Genomic DNA, 24,004 nt, shown 5'->3' on the forward strand with positions numbered 1-24,004 from the left:
ACTTTTAAATGGCTTTTATCCATTTTAATAATTTTTGTTCAAAAATGTCCTTATTTAATGGCTTGATTAAGAAATCGACCATTCCCATTTCTAAACATTTTTCTTTTTCACCAGTGAAAATACCTGCTGTTAAAGCGATAATGGTTGCTTTTGGATTCACTTTAAAAATCTCTTCTGTAGCTTCATAACCGTTCATAACTGGCATTTGAATATCCATTAATGTGATATGTGGACTGTGTTGTTTGTACATTTCTAATCCGTCTAAGCCATTTTCGGCTTCATAGATTTCTACATTCGAAATTTTATTTTTAATTAATGTTTTGGATAACAGTAAATTAACCTTGTTGTCCTCTATGATTAAAATTTTAATTTTTCCTGAAGGGGCAGGGCTTTCCATTTGAATTGTATGTGATAATTCATCGACCTTTTTATTGTCTGCAATAGCATTAATTTCTTTTTGAAGCGTCGGTACCTTAATGGGTTTAATAAGGATTTTAACTTTGTTGTTTAGATAACTATCAATGTTTTTTGTTATGGACTGTTGTAAAATGAAAAGATAAAATCCTTTTTCACGTTGAAACTTAATGATGTTGTCAAATTCTATTTTACTAACCGAGTTATAATCTAAAAATAGAATGTCAAATGTGCTTTCTATGTAATTGAAGTTTTTTGTTTGTAATGTGGTTTCAAATTGGAAAGATTCCAATATGTTTTGAAGTACCAATCCAGAAATAGGATTTTTTTCAATAATAAGCGCTTTTTTGATTAAATCGTGATTGATTTTACGATGTGTTTTGCAATATTTAGCCTGTAAAACAAGATCAAAACTGAAACAACTTCCTTTGTCGGGACTACTTTCTATCTTTAATTGACTGTTCATTAATTTCAATAAACTATTCGTAATAGAAAGTCCAAGACCTGTGCCGCCATAATTCCTTGTGGTTGAGGTGTCTTCTTGAGAAAAAGCTTCTAATATTTTTTGTGAATTTTCTGGTTTAATACCAATACCGGTGTCCATTACCTCAAATCGTATATGAGTTTCGTTGGTTATTTGATCGTGTTGAAGTAATGAAACATTTAGTAAAATTTGACCTTCATGTGTGAACTTCACTGCATTACTTAATAAGTTGATTAAGATTTGTTTTAGGCGGATATCGTCAATATTTATGGAACATGGAACGTTTTTATGCACGTTTACGATTAATTCGATGTTCTTTTGGCTGGCATTAAATTTAATTAAATCCATAGCTTGATAAATAATTTTATACAAGTTGATTTCTCTTGGATCTAAAGTTAATTTGCCAGCTTCAATTTTTGATATGTCTAAGATGTCGTTGACAATATCTAGTAGCGATTCGGCCGATTGATTAACGGTTAAAATATATTCTTTCTGAATTAAATCAACATCGGTGTTGAGTAACAATTGACTAAATCCGATGATTCCATTTAATGGTGTTCTAATTTCGTGCGACATATTGGCTAAGAAATCAGATTTTGATTTGTTAGAGGCTTCTGCAAGTTCTTTTTCTAACAATGCTTTTTCGGCATTTTTTCGTTCAGTAATATCAATTAATACACCTTCAATGTATTCAACTTTGTTGTCTTTTAAAATACCTTCGCCGTATTCTTCAATCCATACTACATCGCCATTTTTCTTAATGATGCGACAAGTAATTTTATAAGGAGTATTTTTTTCTAAAGCGGTTTGAATGGTTTTTAATGCAATTTCTCTGTCTTCAGGATGGTAAAGATTGTGAACTTTGAAATTATTGTCAAGAATTTCATTTCTAGAATAGCCGGTTAATTTTTCAACTTCGTCATTTAAAAAAACGATGTTTCTGGTTTCGTCAAATTTGATAAGATATACTGTAGCAGGAATATTGTTGGCTAATAATTTGAATTTTTCTTCACTTTCTTTTAATACTTTTTCGTTTTCAATACGCACTAAAGTTGAAGAAATATTGTTAGCCAATATTTGTAAGGAATTGATTTCTTCATCGGTCCAAACGCGTTCTTTCTTATTGTCATCAAAACCAATCAACCCTACAAATACATCTTTTTTAAAAATTGGTAATATTAATTTTGATTGAATGCCGTATTCTTCGAAAAAGTCAGCCAAGGCGCCTTTTTTTACATTTGATTTTGTAACAATAAAAGGTTTATTGTCTAATAAAATCTCAATAAATTCAGGATAATAACTGTGTGGGACATTCTGAAACGCAGGATTGTTTGTAGTAACTTTGTTGTCAGAAGCTTTCCATTCAAAACGATGGCTTAAAGTGTTGTTTTTGTTTTCATAAAAATAAAACCTATCTGCTTTTATGGTATTACCAATAAAGGAGTTGGCATTACTAAAAATTTCACTTAAATCGTTACTAACTAATAAGCGTTCAGTAATTTTTGCAATTTCTAAAAGTATTTGTGTTTGATAAATCGCTTGTTTTTCAACTGTTTTTCTTTTAAAACTTTCAATAGAAATAGTGATGATGTCCGATATAGTTCTAGCAAAATTTATTTCATCATCGTTCCAGTCGTGTTCAGAAGATTTTGTTTCAAGGCAAACAATACCTTCAAGTTTTCCGTGTAAATAAATAGGAAAATCTAATAATGATTTTACATTAAAAAGATTGACATAGTTTTTAATAAAAAATGAATCTGGATTATAATTTTTAAACGTGTTGATTTCAATATAGGTTTGTTCATTTAAAGCATTGAAATAATCTTTAGAGTCAATTTTTAGAAATTCAAAACCTTTTTTTGGAGTAGTTTCATTATGGTCATAATCTAAAATACATTCTAGCGTTATTTTATCATCATAATTTTTCCAATAACTAAGCGTATCTACTCTAATACTGTTATAGGCTTCTTTAAAAATATCTTTAATAATATCTTCTATTGTGTTGTAATTGTTGAAATTTTTAGAAGATAAAGCATTTAGAGTAATGTTGTATTTTTCTAAATTTTGTTTTCTTTCATTTTCTATTTCGGCTATTTCTTTAGTTTTGGTAATATCTCTTACTATAGCCGAAAAACCGATGATTTTGTTTTTTTCATCACGTTTAATAGTTGTTTTTTGAGATAGCCAGATTTTTTTTCCAAACTTGTCTAAAATTGGGAATTCAATAGTTTCAAAATCAGTTTGTTCTGGGTTTATGTTTTCAAAAAAACGGATTACTTTTTCTTTGTAATCGTCTGTAATAAAAGTTGTAAATGGTTGGCCAATAATTTCATTTTCATTATAACCTAATATTTTAACTGCAAATGGATTGATAAATGTAAAAACGCCAAATTTATCTGTTTCAAAAATGATGTCTGAAGCATATTGAATTAGGTTTTCGTATTTTTTTTCAACTTCTATTTTTTGTGTAATATCGTGTCCAGTTGCTATATAAAGATTTTCAGAGTATTTGTAATCATTCCATTGAATGTATTTGTATTCTCCATTTTTTGTTTTTAGTTTTCTTACATAGACAGAATTAGGTTGGTAAACAATGTTGTAGTCTTTTTGAGTAAATTCACGGTCTTCGGTCAGTTCCCAAAATTTTTTGCCTAATACTTCATCTGATCTATATCCTAAAATTTTATTAATAGAATCACTGCAAAACATCACTTCTCCTAAATTGGTGCAAGCTATGGTAAGTGTGTTAGAGTGATTGATAATGTTGTTGCTAAATATTAATTGATCACTGGTGTTGATTACCGAAATCCTACGTGTAATGTTAATGATTAAAATAATGACATTGGCGTTAATAAAATTGATGTAGATGTCTTTGTTTGCATCAATAAATACAAACATGGTGATAAAAACAATACAACTGAAAATAGAAAAGAAAATATAATTTTTAAATCGTTCAAAAATATTATAAGAAAAGAATAATAAAATAATTAATTCAGATATGGTAATAATGCTGATTATTGGTTGTGTAATTCTATAAAAATAAGTTAATATGATGCCAATAAATAAAACTATAAAAATGGATTTAAGATGTTTTTTTACCATCTTATTTTTATGGGTAAAAAACAAAATAAGTAAAAACGTTCCAAAGGTAAATTTCTGAATTAGATTAATTGTTGAGGTTAAGTGCATTTTGAAATAAATAATTTCAGTAATGAATAAAACCAATGAAAAATACAGTAGATTATTTTTTTTATACACCGAAACAATCCTGTTTTTGGATAATGTTTTGATAATTTCTTTGTTACTTATAAGTGATTTTTGGAAAATAATGAAAATACAATAAGTCAACAAAACTGCCATAGCGGTAATAAACCACCATGAAGTATAGGATATATCTACAGACAAACTTAAGTAATCTTCTAAATTCAAAATATAAATTGTTTATCGTTTTTTTGTTGTAATTGTTTTGAATTAGTATTGCCTTAACATGAGAAGGCAAAAAAAAAACAACAATATAATTAATTTTTTTAGAATATTTCAATATTTGAGTTAAAATAACAATTTGTTAAAAATAGTCAAAAATGTAACAAAATTCAAAAGTTCATTTTTTTTCATGGTAATCTCATAAATTTTCACTAAAATTGGGGGTTTTTTACATAAATAAATCATGAAATCATTAATTAAAATTTTAGTTTTACTAATCTTTTCTTCACTAAGTGTTGTTGCTCAACAGAAAATTACGTTAGAAGAAATTTGGTCGGGTGCATTTAGAACAAAAGGCATGGATGAATTAAATGCCATGAAAAATACAAATCAATACACTATTTTGAATTTTGACCGAGCTTCAAGAACCATGCAAATTGATTTGTATGATTATGCGACATTAAATAAAGTATCGACTTTAATCGACACAAAAAATCATCCCGAATTAAAGTCAATTGATAGTTATACTTTTGATAAAAGTGAAAAAAAATTATTAATTGCTACCAATTCAAATCCAATCTTTAGACATTCATTCACAGCAGATTATTTTGTGTATGATTTGTCTACAAAAAAACTAACAAAATTCACGGATAAAGCCATTCAAGAACCTACATTTTCTCCTGATGGGAATTCAATAGCTTATGTATTTGAAAATAATATGTACAGTACCAATTTAAATACAGGTACTACTATTCAAATTACTCAAGATGGAAAGAAAAATGCGATTATTAATGGTATTACAGACTGGGTGTATGAAGAAGAATTTTCTTTTGTAAAAGCATTTGATTGGAACGCAGATGGGTCGAAAATTGCTTTCATTAAGTTTGATGAAACAAATGTTCCAGAATTTTCAATGGATATGTATAACGAAGGTTTATATCCTACACAAAATGTGTTTAAATACCCTAAAGCAGGTGAAAAAAATGCTGAGGTTTCGCTTCATATTTTTGATGTAAAAACCAACAAGACAGCTAAAATTGATTTAGGAAAGTATACAGATTTTTATATTCCACGAATCAAATGGACCAACGATGCTCAAACGTTAAGTGCACAAGTTTTAAACAGACATCAAAATAATTTAGACTTACATTTTATTGATGCTTTAACGGGTAAAACGAGAATTGTGTTGAATGAAAAAGATGCTGCTTATGTTGATGTTACAGATAATTTAACATTCTTAAAAGACAACAGTTTTATTTGGACTTCAGAAAAAGACGGTTACAATCATATTTACCATTATGATCAAAACGGTAAATTAAAAAAGCAAGTTACAAAAGGTAATTGGGAGGTTACTGCTTATTATGGTTTCGATGAAAAAAATAAAACGATTTATTATCAATCAGTAGAAAACGGGTCTATCAATAGAGATGTTTATGCTATTAAAATTGATGGAAAAGATAAAGTAAGATTGTCTTCAAAATCTGGAACAAACAATGCGGTTTTTAGTCCTAATTTCCAGTATTTTATCAATACATATTCTAGTGCAACAGCTGCGCCATATTATTCTTTAAATGAATCAAAAACAGGTAAAGAAATAAAGAAAATTCAATCGAACGAAAGTGTTGAAGAAAAATTGGCAAAGTATAATGTTAGTCCAAAAGAATTTTTTGTTTTAACTACTGAAAAAGGACACAGCTTAAATGCGTGGATGATTAAACCTAAAGATTTTACAGCTTCAAAAAAATACCCGGTATTAATGTTCCAATATTCAGGTCCAGGCTCACAACAAGTAGCTAATACTTGGAATGGAACCAATGATTATTGGTATTTTATGTTAGCTCAAAAGGGCTATATTGTAGTTTGTGTTGATGGAAGAGGAACCGGATTTAAAGGAGCTGCATTTAAAAAATGTACCTACAAAGAGTTAGGTAAGTATGAAGTTGAGGATCAAATTGATGCAGCTAAAGTAATAGGTAAATATGCGTATGTAGATGCATCACGAATTGGAATTTGGGGTTGGAGTTATGGTGGTTTTATGTCATCTAACTGTATTTTCCAAGGGGCAGATGTGTTTAAAACAGCTATTGCGGTTGCACCAGTAACTTCATGGAGGTATTATGATAGTATTTACACAGAAAGATACATGCAAACACCACAAGAGAATGCTAGCGGCTATGATAACAATTCTCCAATTAATCATGTAAGTAAATTAAAAGGAAACTTTTTATTAGTTCATGGAACGGCTGATGATAATGTTCATGTTCAAAATACGATGAAAATGATCGAAGCATTAGTACAAGCTAATAAACAATTCGATTGGGCCATTTATCCAGATAAAAATCACGGTATTTTTGGAGGAAAAACAAGATTACAATTGTATACCAAAATGACAAATTTTATATTAGAAAAATTATAAAAACTAAAACTATTAACTAATCAATAAAACTAATTAAATGAGCGAAACAACAGCAAAACAAGGACATCCTAAAGGATTGTGGGTGTTATTTGGAACTGAAATGTGGGAGCGTTTCAACTTCTATGGAATGAGAGCCATTCTTACATTGTTCATGGTGAATTCATTATTAATAAAAGAAGCAGACGCCGCAATTATCTATGGTGGTTTCCTTGCCTTATGTTATTTAACTCCTCTTTTAGGAGGGTTTATCTCTGATAAATATATTGGGAATAGATACAGTATTATGTTGGGAGGTACTTTAATGGCAGTAGGTCAGTTTTTACTATTCATTAGTGCTTCTACTTTTGATTCTAGTATAGACAGTTCTAAAATGTTTATGTGGATTGCGCTATTCATTATCATTTTTGGAAATGGCTTCTTTAAACCTAATATTTCTTCAATGGTAGGAAGTTTGTATCCAAAACAAGACAAAGATAAATTAGATTCTGCATTTACAATCTTCTACATGGGTATTAACATTGGAGCTTTCTTAGGGCAGTTTATTTGTCCTTACGTAGGTGATGTTAAAGACGCTACTACTGGAGTTCGAGATATATTTGCTTTTAAATGGGGATTCTTAGCTGCCTCAATTGCTATGATTATTGGTACAGTAACTTTCTTTATTTTGAAAAATAAATATGTTGTTACACCGGAAGGAAGACCAATTGGAGGATTGCCAAAAAATAATGTTAATGATGATTTTGAAGAAGGAGAAGCACAAACTGCAAAATTCAGTGGTAAAGCTATAGGTATTGCCTTTGGAATTTTTGCAGCACTTTTCTTTGTATTTCGATATTTATTAGTTGGAGAGTTTGGGTTCTCTTCAGTTGAAATGGGACAATTAATAAAAGGAATTATTTATCCGTTTATTTATTCTGCAGGTATTGCTTTAGCTTATTTAATTTTAAGTTCTGCTGAAAATAAAGTAGAAAGACAAAGAATTTGGGTTATTTATATTGTATCATTCTTTATTATATTCTTCTGGGCAGCTTTTGAGCAAGCAGGTTCTTCCTTAACGTTTATTGCAGATAATCAAACGGATAGAAATATTTTTGGATGGAATATGCCCCCTTCAATGGTTCAGATTTTTAATGGTATTTTCGTAGTAATGATGGCATTACCATTCAGTTTGTTATGGGATAAATTAAGAGCACAAGGAAAAGAGCCTGTGTCACCTTTAAAACAAGCCATTGGTTTAGCTTTAATTGCATTAAGTTACTTTATTATTGCTCATAACGTTAAAGATCTAGGAAATTCGGGCTTATTGGCTATAAAATGGTTAATGTTGTTGTACTTTATTCAAACTATGGGTGAATTATGTTTATCGCCAATTGGATTGTCTTTAGTAGGTAAATTGGCTCCAAAACGTTTTGCTTCGTTACTTTATGGTGTTTTCTTCATTTCAAATGCAGCAGGATATGCTTTAGCAGGTTCTCTAGGGGCAATTATCCCGGCTACTGGAGATAAATTCCAAAAAGCTGAAAAATTAGGCGTGAATTTACAAGATGTATTAGACAAGAAAGTAACGTTAACGGCTGAGCAAATTGCACTTTTTGAAAAAGAACAAATTCCTGTTGCAAATACGTCTTTTGCAGGATTTGAAATCCATAATTTATATGAATTCTTTATGGTATTTGTAGTGTTGTGTGGTATTGCAGCAATAATTTTAGCTCTTTTATCACCAAGATTAAAGAAAATGATGCACGGAATCAAATAATTCTGTTTTAAAATATTTTCATATCTTTCAAGCCCAGAAGTTTTATTCTGGGCTTTTTTAATTTTTAATTTTTAGAATATGTGGAAAAATCATCCTAAAGCATTGCCTTTTTTGTTTTTGTCTGAAATGTGGGAACGTTTTGGTTATTATTTAATGATTGGAATTTTTACACTTTACTTAAAAGATGTAGAAACCGGTTTTGCAATGACCGAAAAGGAGGCCTCTGATTTATATGGTACATTCATTGCGTTGGTATTTTTAACGCCTTTTATTGGAGGTTTAGTTGCCGATCGCTACTGGGGCTATAAAAAATCAATCATCATTGGAGGTCTTTTAATGGGAGTAGGATACATGATGATGGGGATTCATGATAAATCAATATTGTATGTTGCCATGACTTTAGTAATTGTGGGTAATGGATTTTTTAAACCCAATATTTCAACGCTGCTTGGTAATTTTTATTCTGAAGAAAAGTATAAAGATCAAAAAGATGAAGGGTATAACATATTCTACATGGGAATCAATGTTGGCGCTTTCATTTGTAATTTCTTTGGAGCCGTTTTTGAAAATTTATTTGGATGGACGGCTGCTTTTATGGTGGCGGGTGTAGGAATGTTTATTGGTGTTTTGGTTTTTGTTTTAGGAACAAAACATTACGGCGATAAAACAGATAAAAAAGGAACGCAACCTGGTGATATGCCTTTTTCTAAAATAGTGCTATTTATTTTATTGCCTTCAGTAGTTTTTGGAATTATTGGTTGGTTAATCAAAGGGGTTGCATCCGATGCGAATCCGGAAGCTTTCATTTTTGGTTCGGACAGTACCGATGCTTTTATATTTGCTTGTATTCCTGTTGTATTGTTTTATTCGAGTTTGTACTTCCGTGCTAAAGATGATGAGAAACGACCTATTGGTGCGTTGTTGGCTATTTTTGCTGTAGTTATCTTGTTTTGGGCAGTGTTTAAATTAAATGGTTCTGCTTTAAATAACTGGGGTGATAAATACACTGATAGAGAAGTTTCGGGCTTAGCCAAAGATGTAACAGATAATATTAAATTAACTAAAGAATTAGAGTATAAAAAAGATTCAGTAGCAGTTTATGATAATGCATTCCGAATTCAAAAAGTGAATGGAGAAGTAGTTAAAGAAGTGAATTATCCTCTATATTTTAGAAATGTTGCGCCAGAAAAAATGCCAAAAGAAGGAGAGAAAATATCGGTTTGGGCATCGAATTTAACTCAGTCTATTAATCCTTTTTGGGTAATTGTGTTAACACCATTAGTTGTAGCTTTCTTTACTTTTTTGAGAAGTCGTAAAAAAGAACCGTCTACGCCAACAAAAATTGCATTCGGATTATTGATTTCTGCCTTATCTGTATTGGTTATGGTTTTAGCCGTTAAAGCAGGAAGTAATGGTTCAGAAAAAGTAAGTGTGTTGTGGTTGTTTGCGAATTACGGTGTAATTACGATAGGAGAACTTTTATTATCACCAATGGGATTATCGGTAGTTTCAAAATTAAGTCCGGTTAACATTACCTCTTTAATGATGGGTGGTTGGTTTTTAGCAACATCAATTGGAAATAAAATGTCGGGTGTTTTAGCTTCGATGTGGGATAGTTATGATAACAAAGCCGATTTCTTCTGGGTAAACTTTGGATTATTACTGTTTGCCACGTTTTTAATGTTTGCCTTATTAAAAAAATTAAACGCTGTAATGCGTGAAAAAGGAATCAACTAATGAACGAAGTAATTACAACAGAAGAAATCCAAAATTTTAAAGGAAAATACCCTAAACAATTGTGGTATTTATTCTTTAGTGAAATGTGGGAGCGATTTAGTTTCTATGGCATGCGCGGTATGTTGGCTGTTTTCATGGTAAGCCAATTGGCAATGGATGAAAAAACAGCGAATTTGCAATATGGTGCTACACAGGCTTGGGTGTATGCGTTTACTTTTATTGGAGGGCTTTTTGCTGATAAAATATTAGGCTTAAGAAAATCTCTTTTTTGGGGTGGAATTTTAATGATAGTAGGAAGTGTCATTTTAGCACTTGATCCCAAGAACTTTTTCTTTATTGGTATTGGTTTTACTATTGTAGGAACTGGTTTTTTTAAACCCAATATTTCCTCTATGGTTGGCCAATTATATAAAGACGGTGATACAAGGAGAGATGCCGGATTTTCGTTGTTTTATGCAGGAGTAAATTTAGGTGCTTTAATTGGAGGTTATATTTGTATTGCAGTTGCAAATGGTAACATGTGGTCTTCATTTGTGCCCGAAAATTTACGTTGGAATTATGCTTTCGGATTCGCTGCTGTTGTGATGATTATTAGTTTATTAACTTTTACACAAACACAAAAAAGTTTAGGAGCAATTGGATTGAGTCCATTAGCTCATTTGGAATATTCTAAAAGAAAAACATTTGAAGTTTTAACTTTCATTGGCTCATTAGCAATTGTTCCAGCTATCATTTTGATGGTTGAAAACACAACTTATACAGATTGGTTTATGATGATCATTGGGCCAGCTTCTATTTTGTATTTGTTTTATGAAATGAAGAATTTTTCTAAAACCGAAAATTTAAAGCTACTCGCTGCATTAGTCTTTATAATTTTTTCAATTTTCTTTTGGGCATTCTTCGAACAAAGTGGTGGGTCATTAAGTTTATTCGCAGCTAATAACTTAAAAAATACAGTTTTAGGAATAACTTTAGATCCTAATGGAGTGAACAATTCTGCCAATTCTTTATTTGTAATCATTTTTGCAGCTCTAATTGGAATGGTTTGGATTTGGATGGCAAAAAAGAAAATAGAGCCTAATACGGTGGTTAAATTTGGTTTGGCGTTTTTGTTTTTAGCTGGAGGTTTTTGGGTGTTTTATTATACTCAATTTTTTGCTGATGCTTCAGGGAAAACCTCTTTAGATTTATTTACTTTTGGTTGGTTTGTAATAACATTTGGAGAATTGTGTTTGTCACCAATCGGAATGAGTGCAATGACTAAATTATCTCCCCAAAAAACACAAGCGGTTATCATGGGAATGTGGTTTTTAGCCAGTGCCTACGGACAATATTTTGCCGGTTTATTAGGTGCGGGTATCGCCGAAGCTTCTGAAAATGCAAATAATTTAGAGAAATTGAAAACCTATGCTGATGGTTATTTACAATTAGCCGTTTATGCCCTAATTGCTGGAGTTATTTTAATTGCTATTGCTCCATTGATAAAAAAATTAATGCAAGATGTTAAATAGGTTGCAAAAATTGGTCTAACATTTGTTATCTTTGAATTATAATTTATTGAATATGAAGAAATTTATCTTACTTACGATTTTATTTTTTGGAATTTCTGTTAATGCACAAGAACTAACTTGGCATACTGATATGACTAAAGCAACTGAAATTGCTATTAAAGAAAAAAAGCCATTATTGTTGTTTTTTACTGGATCTGATTGGTGTGGATGGTGTATTCGTTTGCAAAAAGAAGTGTTAAAGACACCTGAGTTTGCTAAATGGGCAAATGAAAATGTGGTTTTAGTGGAATTGGATTTTCCAAGAAGAACTCCTCAAGATGAAGCATTAAAAATACAAAATTCACAATTGGCTCAAAGTTTTGGTGTACAAGGTTTTCCGACCTTATATTTTGTCACACCTACAAAAAATGCAGAGAATAAGGTGAATTTAAATAATTTTGGGTCACAAGGTTATGTGGCTGGAGGACCTACAAAATGGTTAGAAGGTGCTAATCAAATCATGAAAAATAAATCATAATTAAGTTTACTTAATCTGAATTAATCCCTTTTCTGTTGTGGCATGAAAAGGGATTTTTTGTTTTTCACAGGTTGCTTTCCATAGCTTTATATACGATTTATAATTAGAGCCATCTGCTATTATTTGTTTGGGTTGATGTATTTGAATTAATCGTTCTAAATTTATTTTTGGAGATTGAGTTAAAAGAATAATTTTCGGACTCATTTTTGTTTTATAAATTCCATTTGAATCTATACAAAGTATTCTTTCTTGAAAATAAATGCTGTTTTTTAAAGGAATTTCTTTTTTGTTTACTATGAAATTATTTCTACAATAATTGGTAATTAATTGTTTGTTTTTTTTGAAATCTGTTGAATAAAAAGTCGCTTCTTTATTGCGCTTTAATACAAGTATAGAATTTTTATAACTATTGAAAACAAGTAATTCTGAATGTTCATTTTTATTTACAAAAATAGCTAAATAAGCAATTTGAAATGAAAGTATCGAAATTAATACCCAAGTAACTTTTTTTATTTTAGGATTTGAAAAATAATTAAGTAAACTCCAAATAATTCCAAATAAAAAAACTACTAATAGTTCATGAAAGGCTATGTTTTTAATTATGAAGCTATCAAATTGTCCTATCCAAAATGTAAATTGATTCATTTTATCAATTAAATATTCAATTATTATCCCAACATATTGACCAATTGATGGGAGTATTAAATTAAGCGGAATTATTGCTAATCCAAGGATTAAAATTAAACTAGATAATGGAATTACTATTACATTGGATATTAAAAACAAAATTGGAAATTGGCCAAAATAATATAGTGTTAAAGGTAAAACCCCTAATTGTGCTACTAATGTAATTAAAAGTGTCTCTTTAGTTTTTAAAACAAGCCATTTTTTAGAATACGAATATTTGTTTACAACAGGTTGAAATGCAATGATTGCAATAACAGCACAATAACTTAATTGAAAACCAATATCAAAGAGGTAATTTGGGTTCCAAAGCAGTAGGAGTAATGCTGAAGTTGCCAAAGAGTTATAGATATTTACTTGTTTGTTTACTAAAGTGCCATATGCAATAATAGTAAACATCACTACAGCTCTTACAACAGATGCTGACATGCCTGTCAATAATGCATAAATCCACAATGTACTTATAGAAAGAAGAAATAGGTATAACTTACCATTTCTGTATTTTTTTAACGGATTTGAACACCATAAAATGAGTCCATAGAATAAAGCAATATGTAAACCCGAAATGGCTAAAATATGAACTACACCAGTATTGGTGTAATTATCTGTTAATTCTTTAGATAAAGTAGTTCTTTCTCCAAAAAGAAGGGCCATTAATAAATTGTAATTGTCTTCTTTAAGGTGTAAATAAGTGAAGCTAGAAATTAATTTTTCTTTTAATTGATTAATATAAAACTTCCAATTTTTACAATTTGTAATCGCTATTTTATCTTCTTTTTTATAATGAATGTCATAATAAATATTTTGATTGTTAAGGTATTGCGTGTAGTTAAATTGATAAGGATTGGTAATAGGATCAATGTATTTAATTTCGGAAAATAATCGAATTTCAGTCCCTATTGTAAGTTTACTAATTCTTGTTTTTGGAAGATAAATTAATATTTTACCTTTTGCAAATTGTTTATTTATTTGTGAAACATCAAGAATATATTTATCATAAAAACTTGTAGATTTAAGTTTTTCATTTACAAAACCAACAATTATATTGTTCTCATCTTTTAAATAATTTGAAAAATGATTTTTTGAATTTAAGTCGGAATGTAAATTTTTATTAATTGCTCCTAAAATGAAAAAACTAATTAAAATTGAAATCCCTAAACTAATTGGATTGTTTTTTTCTTTCTTTGAATATAAATAAAGAATGAAGCAGCTCAAAGCAGCTATTATAATGCTAATGGAAAGTCCTTTTAAATTGCTATTTGTGAAATGTTCATATAGTATACCAAATATAAAGGCTAATAATAAAGGAATTATCGGGAACTTGACGTATTTCATGTAGTAAATGGTTTATTTTTACTACAAAAATAAATTTATTATTGAAATTTACTACAAATTAATTGTGCTGTTTTTTTACTAGCTCCTGTACCACCTAATTTTTGTTCTAAAAGATTGTATTCCTCTAAAATTTGAATTCTACTTTCCCCTTGTATGATTTTATTCAATTCAATTTTTAAATTTTTGGAATTTAAATCCTCTTGAATTAACTCTTTCACCACTTCTTTGTCCATAATTAAATTGACTAAAGAAATGAACTTAAGGGTGATTATTCGTTTGGCAATTTGATAGGAAATCCAACTTCCTTTGTAACATACCACTTGGGGAACTTTAAACAATGCCGTTTCTAAGGTAGCCGTGCCTGATGTCACTAATGCGGCATGGGCAACACTCAATAAATCATAAGTTTTATTGGAGATAAACTTTACATTTTGAGTGGTTAAAAATTGCTGGTAAAATGCGAAATCTTGACTTGGTGCACCAGCAATTACAAATTGGTATTCCTTGAAATCATCAACTACCGATAACATTATGGATAGCATTTTGGCAATTTCTTGTTTTCTACTTCCTGGTAATAATGCAATGATGGGTTTGTCGTCCAATTCATTTTCTGCCTTAAAGGTTTCCAATGATTTTTTTGATCTTCCAGCAATAGCGTCAATCAAAGGATGTCCAACGAATGTTACTGGAAATTGGTGTTTCTTTTCGTAAAAATCTTTTTCAAATGGAAGAATGACATACATGTAGTCAACATCGCGTTTAATGGCTTTTATTCTACCTTCTTTCCAAGCCCAAATTTGAGGAGAAATATAGTAGTGATTTTGATACCCCAATTTCTTTGCCCATTCTGCAATACGCATATTAAATCCTGGGTAATCAATATAAATAATCACATCGGGTTGAAAGTTAAGTATGTCTGCTTTGCAAATTTTAATGTTATTTAAAATCGTTTTTAAATTCAAAACTACTTCTACAAATCCCATAAAAGCCAAGTCACGATAGTGCTTTACTAGTGTTCCACCTACTCCTTGCATTAAATCGCCACCCCAAAAACGAATGTCTGCTGAAGCATCTTCTTGGTAGATTGCTTTCATTAAATTGGAACCGTGTAAATCGCCCGAAGCTTCTCCGGCTATGATGTAGTATTTCATTCTAAATCTATTTAAAAAAAGAAAACCTTCCTAAAAAGGAAAGTTTTCAAAGTTAGTTTTTTTTCGAAAGCGAATCAAAAATTAATTCTTGGTATACCTATATTTTGCTCCTGCTTGTTTTAAAACAAAGGAGTCTACACCAAAGGTAATTTCAACCCCTGCACTTTGAAAAACAAATGTAGTGTCTTTAAAATAAGTCAATGGGAACGGGGGCTGTCCTGTGGCTTGAGCTATTAATTCACCATTTTTTTCTGTAACAACAATTTGTAAGGGTAAATCGTTTGAACTGTATACGCCTAACAAAGGTCTAATTTCTTCGGGATCTAATTTGGTGAATTCCGGAAACGGGTAGGGCATTTTGTAATACATGCTTAAAATACCTAACATAATGTCGTTTTGGTTGTATACATCGGCATTAGAAATAAGGGCAATGCTCAATTTTTCTTTTGGATAATATCCCACAACGGCATTGAAATTTTCAATTTTTCCATTGTGACCAAAAAAGCGTCGTTCCCCAAATGGGAATTGCATCAACCCCATACCGTACCCGTCTTTTATTTTTTTCATTTGATCAACACTCGATTTGGTAACTAATTTTCCGTCGAATAAACTCGAAATAAAAAGAGTCAAATCATCTGGTGTTGAAGTGATTCCTCCCGAAGCAAAAGCAATGGAATTATCCCATTCAGGAAATTGTTCCCAATTGGTTCCGTTATACAAATACGAATAACTTTCACGCTTCGAAACATCGGTTTTTTCAGTGGAGTAATAGGTGTTTTTTAAACCAATTTTATCCACGATTAATTCTTTCAAGTTTTCGGCATACGATTTTTTGGTGATGTTTTCAATAATGCAACCCAATAAGTAATAATTTGTATTGCTATACATGTGTTTAGTTCCTGGTTCAAAAATAGCTTCATAATCCGCTATTCTTTCTAATAAATCTTCACGAGATTCTCCAGTTATTAGTTTCTCTTTAAAGGTTTCATCTGCATTTACATAATCCATGATTCCAGAACGTTGTTGTAATAAATCATTAACGGAAATGTAATTAGCCATTGCAATTTTTGGAAAAAAGCGACTAATTTTCGTCTCTAATCGAAGTTTTTTGGCTTCCACTAATTGCATAATCATGGTAGCTGTAAAAGTTTTAGTAACTGAACCAATTTTGTACTTGGTATTTCCATTGGAACGCAATCCTCTATTGGCCTCGTAAAAGCCATAAGCGTTTTTAAAAACAATGGTGTCTCCTTTTCTTATCACTAACGACCCCATGAATTTGTCGTTTTCAAATAAATAATTTAAAAATTCATCAATTTTTGCAATGCTCTCCTCTTGACTAAAGGATAGAGAAGCAGTTAAAAGTGTAAAAATTAAAAGAAGTTTTTTCATTTTTTTGTTATTTAAAATTATATGGGAAAGTACTGTTTTTGTAAGGTTTTAATTTTTCAAATGGAATTAAAAAGGGTTCTTGACAAGCTCTTGCGGCTCTGTAGAAATAAGGAGTTATGGTTATTCCTTTTTCTGTGAAACTCCATTCAACAAAATTCCATAGTTCTAAATCGGTAAAATCACAATAATCATCTTCATCTTTTGGTTTTTCAAAATGTTGTTCATCATTAATCAATTCATATATTTTGGGCGCAAAATAATTCGACTTATACTCTGCATACGCTTCAAATCCACCCACTTGTTCGGTAGTAACACTTGAGTCAAAAGCTATGATTTCGTCCAATTCAAAAAATTTACCAGTGTTTAAATCAATCAAATTACCTTCACTGCCAAAATCGGGATGGGCGCCACCACAATACCAAGAAGAACTAACGTCAAACCCTAATAAATTAGTATCTAAGTAACTAATTTTAACATAATATTCAATGCCGTTTCCATTAGAATAGTTATTAAAATCGGAACAACTTAATTGTGATAGAGCCATTTCGACCTGTTTTTTTTCTAATTTTCTATTGATGAAATTTTGTGTTCGTGAGTTAAAAGTCTTTCCTAAACGTAAAAATGGGGTTGCTCCGTGAAGTTCTGTTAGCCATTCAAATTCATGTGTTTTAAAGGTTGAAGTTGAGTCTGTTTTAAATTGTAAAAAGGCCATTTTTACCAAATCCATTTCGTTGCTAATATTTATAAAATAGGTGTTCTTATAAGTTGAAATGTCTAATTTTTTTAATACAATTGCTAAATTTTTCCCTTTATTGTTTGTCCAAAATCCTTTGTAATCAGTACCTTTTTTTTCAAATTCGAATTTTTCTGTAAAATTTTTTAAATCATATAAATTGCCAAAAGTCAATACGTATTTGTTTTTAATTTTTTTGCCAGATAGCGGAATGTCTTTCAATGATTTTTCATAAAAATAAACGCCCCCAATTTCATTGTTTTCATAGGTTTCAATGGAAAGATACATTTTCGAATTACCAATAGTGCCTTCAAAATATTCTGTTGCACTTTTACTATTGGTAAAAATTAATAACGTTATAAAAAGGAAAAATTGTTTCATGGATTTTAATTTATTTTGGGGTTTGTGTTGTTTTTTTATCGTCGTTCCAAGTGATGTAACCTAAAATGGCATTCACAAAATAAAAAGAATATTTCATAACATTGGCCCAGTTCATTTGCAGTACATTTTGAATCAATTTAGTGATGTTGTAAATTTGCCATAAGAACCAATTGTCTGGATACATTCGGGCGTTATTAAAAGTGCCACCAAAGGTAATACCGGCAGGAATTGCAATGGCAAAATACAATTGCCAGTTAATAGGTGTTGTGCTCAAATATTTGAAACCTAAATAATTTAAACAAAAAGATAATAAAAAACCTAGAGCTAAATTGCGATAAAATATAGAATCAATACTTCGGAGCTGTTTACTTTTTTTCCAAAACCTAAATGTGATGTAATTGCCAAAAAATGAAACGGGATAGGTAAGAACAGCAGCTACATTGCCTAAAAGATAGTCTATAGCGCCACTTACTAGGGTGTTGCACGTACTGATGAAATTGCCTATATTATTTTTTTTAGTTACTAAACGTGTTGCAATCATAGAAAAACCAACATTAATGATAGAAACTATGCCTAAATGGAAGGTGTATTCGATGTGGTTCCATTTAAAATCATAAGTGGTTTTATGATAGTCTAATGAAACAGATCCAATCAAGACTATTGCTAATCCAATCCAATCTAAATATTGACTATTCGTGATGGTTTTTATTTTTTGTAAAGTTGGAGATTTCAAAAGTGTCATTACTTAAATGTAAATAAAAGTAAATTTAAAAAAATATGGTTATAAAACAATAAAACCTGTAAAGTTCAACTGCTTTACAGGCTTTTTTGTGTTTATAAAATTATTTTTTAATGTGCTGCTAACCAATCTTTACCTAAGCCAATCTCTACTTCCAAGGGAACCGCCATTATAAATGCGTTTTCCATTTCGTGTTTAATCATAGGTTGGATTTTTTCTAATTCGCTGTTGTGTACATCAAAAACCAATTCATCATGTACTTGTAATAACATTTTAGATTGCCAGTTTTCTTGTTTTAATCGTTTGTGGATGTTAATCATCGCTATTTTGATTATATCTGCTGCGCTACCTTGTATAGGTGCATTTACGGCATTACGTTCCGCACCACCACGTACAATTGCATTGGCAGAATTAATGTCTTTCAAATAACGTCTTCTTCCCGAAATGGTTTCTACGTATCCATGTTCTCTAGCAAAATCAACTTGATGGCTCATGAATGATTTTAACTTAGGATAATTTTGATAGTACGCTTCAATTAATTCAGCACTTTCTTTTCTAGATAAATTCGTTTGGTTACTTAATCCAAATGCAGAAACACCATAAATAATTCCGAAGTTTACAGTTTTAGCATGACTACGTTGTTCTTTCGTTACTTCTTCTAATGGTACGTTGAAAACCTTTGCAGCGGTACTTTTATGAATATCTTCGTGATTTTGGAAGGCTTTAATCATGTTCTCTTCACCAGAAAGTGCAGCAATAATTCGCAATTCTATTTGAGAGTAATCAGCTGAAACTAAAGTGTAATTTTCGTCACGTGCAATAAAAGCTTTTCTAATTTGTCTTCCTCTTTCAGTTCGAATTGGGATATTTTGTAAATTAGGATTATTTGAACTTAAACGCCCCGTTGCTGCTACAGTTTGCATGTAATCAGTGTGCACACGTTGGGTTTTAGCATCTACTTGGTTGGGTAAAGCATCAATATAAGTGCTTTGTAATTTTACCATTTGGCGCCATTCTAAAATATTACGGACAATTTCATGGTCATTAGCTAAGTAACTTAATATTTCTTCTCCGGTTGCATACTGTCCCGTTTTCGTTTTCTTTTGTTTGGCACCGCCAATTTTTAATTTATCAAATAAAATATCGCCTAATTGTTTTGGAGAAGCTAAATTGAATGTTTCACCCGCAGTTTCATATATTTTTTGTTCCAATAATTGGATTTCAATAGCCATTTCTTTTGACATTTCTTTTAAAAAATCAACATCTAATCGAATGCCTTCGGCTTCCATATCGGCTAAAACTTGAACTAAAGGGATTTCAATTTCATCGAACAATTTTTTAGTACCCACTTTTTCTAAAATAGGCTGGAAATTTTCTTTTAATTGCAGGGTAATGTCTGCGTCTTCAGCTGCATATTCTTTTATATCTTCTAAAGCCACGTCACGCATCGATTTTTGCCCTTTCCCTTTTTTGCCTATCAAGGTTTCAATAGATTTTGGACTGTATTTCAAATAGGTTTCAGCCAATACATCCATATTATGGCGCATGTCTGGGTTGATTAAATAGTGGGCAATCATGGTGTCAAACAACGATCCTTTCACTTCAAGACCGTAGTTGCGTAATACTTTTAAATCGTATTTCATGTTTTGGCCAATTTTTTCAATGGCTTCATTTTCGAAAAACGGTTTAAATTTATTGGCTAGTTGTTGTGCTTCTTCTTGATTTTCTGGAAAAGGGACATAAAAAGCTTTTCCTTTTTCCCAGGAGAATGACATACCTACTAATTCAGCATTTAAAGCGTCAATTCCAGTAGTTTCTGTGTCAAAACAAACTGATTTTTGAGTCATTAAATTTTGAATTAACAATCGAGTTGGTATTTCCCCTTGTACTATTTGATAAAAATGATTTGTAGTTTCTAAAGTAGCATAGAAAGAATGTCCTTTGGGTTCGTCACTTTCATCGTCTGAAAAACCAAACAAATCCATTTGATTTTCAGGCGCTTTTTTAATGGGTGCTTTTTTAGTTATAAGGTTTGTATCCGTTCCATTTGTATCTATTTCATCATATTCTTTTCCTGAGCCAAAAAGTTTGTCAAATTGTGCTTTCATTTGACGAAATTCTAATTCTTGGAAAATAGCATCTGTTTTTTCTACATCAGGTTTAGATAATTCGTAATCGGTTTCATTAAAAGTCACCGGGCAATCTAATAGTATTGTGGCTAATTTTTTGGAAAGAATTCCTTTTTCCTTATTGGCTTCTATTTTTTCTTTTAGTGCACCTTTCAATTTATCAGTGTTTTCTAAAAGATTTTCCATGGAACCAAATTCGGCCAATAGTTTTTTGGCTGTTTTTTCACCCACACCTGGTAGTCCTGGAATATTATCTACCGCATCTCCCATCATGCCAAGAAAATCAATTACTTGTAATGGATGTTCTACTTCAAATTTAGCTTTTACTTCATCAACACCCCAAATTTCAATATCATTGCCCATTCGAGCTGGGCGGTACATAAAAATATTTTCGGAGACTAATTGACCAAAATCTTTATCAGGCGTAACCATGAATACTTTGTAACCTTGTTTTTCAGCTTGTTTAGCTAAAGTTCCAATTAAATCATCTGCCTCATAACCTGCTTCTTCAATAATTGGAATATGCATGGCGCGTAATAATTCTTGAATGTAAGGAACGGCAATTTTAATAGCTTCTGGCGTTTCATCGCGATTAGCTTTGTATTCCGTAAACATTTCTAATCGATAATCACTTCCGCCTTTGTCAAATGCCACAGCTAAATGATCGGGTTTTTCTCTTCTGATAACATCCATTAAAGAGTTCATAAACCCCATAATAGCAGAAGTGTCCATTCCTTTAGAATTGATTCTTGGGTTTTTAATAAATGCGTAATATCCTCTAAAAATTAGAGCGTAGGCGTCAAGTAAAAATAATCGTTTTTGTGACATTTGTTTTGTTTTAAAAAGTAAAAATACAATTCTTTGTTTAATTAACTATTGTTAAAATTGATTTAATAGATAGGTGTTAATTAAATTAAGTTCTATTACTTTGCATAAAAATTAGATTATGAGAGGTTTGTTACCTATTTTGATATTATTAATCATTGAAATATATTCCTTCCAAGTTGTTAAGACTATTTCTAGAAACAAGTGGGTGTTGCTTATTTATTTGATTGTATCTGCGGTATTGTTTTTTTATTTAATCTATTCATTTTCAACTTTTGATAGAAGTAAAGGGCAAAATAAATATACGTTATTTGTTATTGGTTTGTTTTTGTTGGTTTATGTTCCTAAGTTATTTGCATCATTAATTTTAATATTAGAAGATATTTTTAGAGTATTTGAAGGCGCAATAAAGTATTTTGTTGATGAACACAAAGGTGCTTTCTTGCCAGAAAGGCGAAAGTTTGTTAGTCAGATTGCTTTAGGGTTAGCGGCAATACCTTTTTCTTCCTTACTTTATGGAATTACTATTGGTAAATATAATTTTAAAGTTATTAAACAGACGTTGTCTTTTGATGACTTACCTGAAGATTTTGATGGAGTAAAAATTACACATATTTCGGATGTTCATAGTGGAAGTTTTGATAATCCTGAAAAAATACAGTATGCAATAGATTTGATAAATCAACAAAATTCTGATATCGTTTTGTTTACGGGTGATATAGTAAATACCCATGCTGCTGAAATGCATCCTTGGATTGAAACCTTTAAAAAAATTCATAACCCTAATTTGGGTAAGTTTTCTGTTTTAGGGAATCATGATTATGGTGAATACGTGAGTTGGCCAACTAAGGCAGAAAAACAACAAAACTTTGAGGATATTAAAGATTTACATCGTCAAATTGATTTCAAATTGTTGTTAAATGAACATGTGAAAATTAAAAAAGGGGCAAGTGAAATTGCCCTAGTAGGTGTTGAAAATTGGGGTGTGAAATTTAAGCAAGCAGGTGATTTGAAAAAAGCTTCAGAAGGATTAAGTAAAAATGATTTTAAAATATTAATGAGTCATGATCCAAGCCATTGGGAATATGAAGTTAAAGAGCATCCTAATCATTATCATTTAACTTTATCAGGGCATACACATGGATTGCAGTTTGGAATTGAAATCCCAGGTGTAATAAAATGGAGTCCGGTGCAATATATTTACAAGCAGTGGGCAGGTTTGTATGAAAACATGGGTAGGTTTATTTATGTAAATCGTGGTTTTGGTTTTCATGCCTATCCAGGAAGAGTGGGAATTATGCCTGAAATTACCGTAATTGAGTTAAAAAAATCTAAAAAATTAACTTAAACTATTAAAAATAATACCTTTGTATGTATATTTTATAAAAAATTATATACATTTGTTTATTAAATACTTCAATTTATGTCAAAATTTGGAGAACTTATCGATGCTCAAGTGCCTGTTCTAATTGATTTTTTTACAGAATGGCATGAGCAATCTATTTCAATGAACGAAACCATTCGTCACGTTGCTGCTGCTTTAGGTGATAAAGCAAGAGTAATCAAAATTGATGTAGATAAAAATAAGGAATTAGCCGAAGCATTAAGAATTAAAGGCTTGCCTACTTTTATGATTTACAAAAATGGTCAAATGGTATGGCGACAAAGTGGTGAATTTGATGCGAATACTTTAATCACAATTATTCAGGAACAAGCTTAACTTAATTTTTTAAAAGTAAAGCCTTTTGCCTTTAGCGCTTGAATAACTTTTGGTAGACTTTTTAGTACGTTTTGTTGTGCTTTTAAGCTGTCATGAAAAACTATTATGCTTCCTGAGCTTGTGTTTTTAACTACATTGTCAAAACATTTTTGTGCATTTATTTTGCAATCGTAATCTTTACTTAGTACATCCCACATTATTATTTTATATCCTTTCTTTCTTAAGAAACGTGATTGTTTAATAGATATTTTGCCGTAAGGTGGTCGAAACAGACGCGAGTTAATATTTAGTTGTTCTAATTCTTGTTGGCATAAATCGACATTGGAAACATATTCTTGTAATTTTGTGTTCCATCCTTTTAAATGGTTGAAAGTATGATTCCCAATCGCATGTTTTGCTTGTATGATTTTTAGAAAGATATCGGGGTGTTTTTTTATGTTGTCGCCTATGCAAAAAAAAGTAGCTTTAACTTTTTCTTGTTCTAGTATTTTTAAAATTTCTTCTGTAACATAGGGTATTGGGCCATCATCAAAAGTTAAATACACAGCATTTTCATCATTTTTGATGTTCCAAATTTGATGTTTAAATAAGCGTTGGATGTATTTAGGTACTTTAATCATAGTAAAAAAGCCATTTAGAATTAACTAAATGGCTTGT

Annotated in this window: 15 protein-coding genes; 7 read left to right on the top strand and 8 right to left on the bottom strand. The window is 30.7% G+C overall.

Going from position 1 to position 24,004, the window contains the following annotated elements:
- Positions 1-4 precede the first annotated feature (4 nt).
- A complete protein-coding gene (locus KQS_RS01495; protein WP_014387438.1) occupies positions 5-4,327 on the bottom strand; it encodes a PAS domain S-box protein in 4,323 nt (1,440 codons plus the stop codon).
- A 238-nt stretch (positions 4,328-4,565) separates the two neighbouring features.
- On the opposite strand from KQS_RS01495, the gene KQS_RS01500 reads away from it, so the two are divergent.
- The 5 genes from KQS_RS01500 to KQS_RS01520 all read left to right on the top strand — a co-directional run bounded on the left by KQS_RS01500 (position 4,566) and on the right by KQS_RS01520 (position 12,258).
- Positions 4,566-6,737: a S9 family peptidase gene (locus tag KQS_RS01500; RefSeq protein WP_014387439.1), complete on the top strand. Its 2,172-nt coding sequence runs from the start codon at positions 4,566-4,568 to the stop codon at positions 6,735-6,737.
- 37 nt (positions 6,738-6,774) lie between these two features.
- The gene (locus KQS_RS01505; RefSeq protein WP_014387440.1) at positions 6,775-8,493 is read left to right on the top strand and encodes a peptide MFS transporter; all 1,719 of its coding nucleotides are present in this window, start codon (positions 6,775-6,777) and stop codon (positions 8,491-8,493) included.
- A gap of 78 nt (positions 8,494-8,571) precedes the next feature.
- A complete protein-coding gene (locus KQS_RS01510) occupies positions 8,572-10,230 on the top strand; it encodes a peptide MFS transporter (protein ID WP_014387441.1) in 1,659 nt (552 codons plus the stop codon).
- On the top strand, positions 10,230-11,741 hold the full coding sequence (locus tag KQS_RS01515; RefSeq protein WP_014387442.1) for a peptide MFS transporter: 1,512 nt from the start codon (positions 10,230-10,232) through the stop codon (positions 11,739-11,741). The genes KQS_RS01510 and KQS_RS01515 overlap by 1 nt, the downstream gene beginning before the upstream one ends.
- 52 nt (positions 11,742-11,793) lie before the next feature.
- Positions 11,794-12,258, top strand: a complete 465-nt coding sequence (locus KQS_RS01520) for a thioredoxin family protein (protein WP_014387443.1) — start codon at positions 11,794-11,796, stop codon at positions 12,256-12,258.
- A 6-nt stretch (positions 12,259-12,264) separates the two neighbouring features.
- Here the strand turns inward: KQS_RS01520 and KQS_RS01525 are convergent, their stop codons facing one another.
- From KQS_RS01525 to polA, 6 genes are all read right to left on the bottom strand, one after another.
- Entirely contained in the window at positions 12,265-14,277 is a 2,013-nt protein-coding gene (locus KQS_RS01525) for a ComEC/Rec2 family competence protein (RefSeq protein ID WP_014387444.1), read from the bottom strand.
- Positions 14,278-14,315: 38 nt separating this feature from the next.
- Positions 14,316-15,428, bottom strand: coding sequence for a lipid-A-disaccharide synthase (gene lpxB / locus KQS_RS01530; RefSeq protein WP_014387445.1), 1,113 nt, complete (start codon positions 15,426-15,428; stop codon positions 14,316-14,318).
- 81 nt (positions 15,429-15,509) lie between these two features.
- Entirely contained in the window at positions 15,510-16,820 is a 1,311-nt protein-coding gene (locus KQS_RS01535; protein WP_014387446.1) for a serine hydrolase domain-containing protein, read from the bottom strand.
- A 7-nt stretch (positions 16,821-16,827) separates the two neighbouring features.
- Positions 16,828-17,934 carry a hypothetical protein gene (locus KQS_RS01540; protein WP_014387447.1) on the bottom strand — a complete coding sequence of 369 codons (1,107 nt, stop codon included), beginning with the start codon at positions 17,932-17,934 and terminating at the stop codon, positions 16,828-16,830.
- Positions 17,935-17,944: 10 nt separating this feature from the next.
- Complete coding sequence (locus KQS_RS01545) at positions 17,945-18,676, bottom strand: nicotinamide mononucleotide transporter family protein (protein ID WP_014387448.1); 732 nt, start codon at positions 18,674-18,676, stop codon at positions 17,945-17,947.
- Between the two features lie 107 nt (positions 18,677-18,783).
- A complete protein-coding gene (gene polA, locus KQS_RS01550; RefSeq protein WP_014387449.1) occupies positions 18,784-21,630 on the bottom strand; it encodes a DNA polymerase I in 2,847 nt (948 codons plus the stop codon).
- A 118-nt stretch (positions 21,631-21,748) separates the two neighbouring features.
- On the opposite strand from polA, the gene KQS_RS01555 reads away from it, so the two are divergent.
- Complete coding sequence (locus KQS_RS01555; RefSeq protein ID WP_014387450.1) at positions 21,749-22,975, top strand: metallophosphoesterase; 1,227 nt, start codon at positions 21,749-21,751, stop codon at positions 22,973-22,975.
- A gap of 75 nt (positions 22,976-23,050) precedes the next feature.
- Complete coding sequence (locus KQS_RS01560; RefSeq protein ID WP_014387451.1) at positions 23,051-23,347, top strand: thioredoxin family protein; 297 nt, start codon at positions 23,051-23,053, stop codon at positions 23,345-23,347.
- Here KQS_RS01560 and KQS_RS01565 read toward each other — a convergent pair.
- A complete protein-coding gene (locus tag KQS_RS01565; protein ID WP_014387452.1) occupies positions 23,344-23,967 on the bottom strand; it encodes a polysaccharide deacetylase family protein in 624 nt (207 codons plus the stop codon). The genes KQS_RS01560 and KQS_RS01565 overlap by 4 nt on opposite strands.
- Positions 23,968-24,004 lie beyond the last annotated feature (37 nt).

The sequence above is a fragment of the Flavobacterium indicum GPTSA100-9 = DSM 17447 genome, assembly GCF_000455605.1.
Classification (GTDB): Bacteria; Bacteroidota; Bacteroidia; order Flavobacteriales; family Flavobacteriaceae; genus Flavobacterium; species Flavobacterium indicum.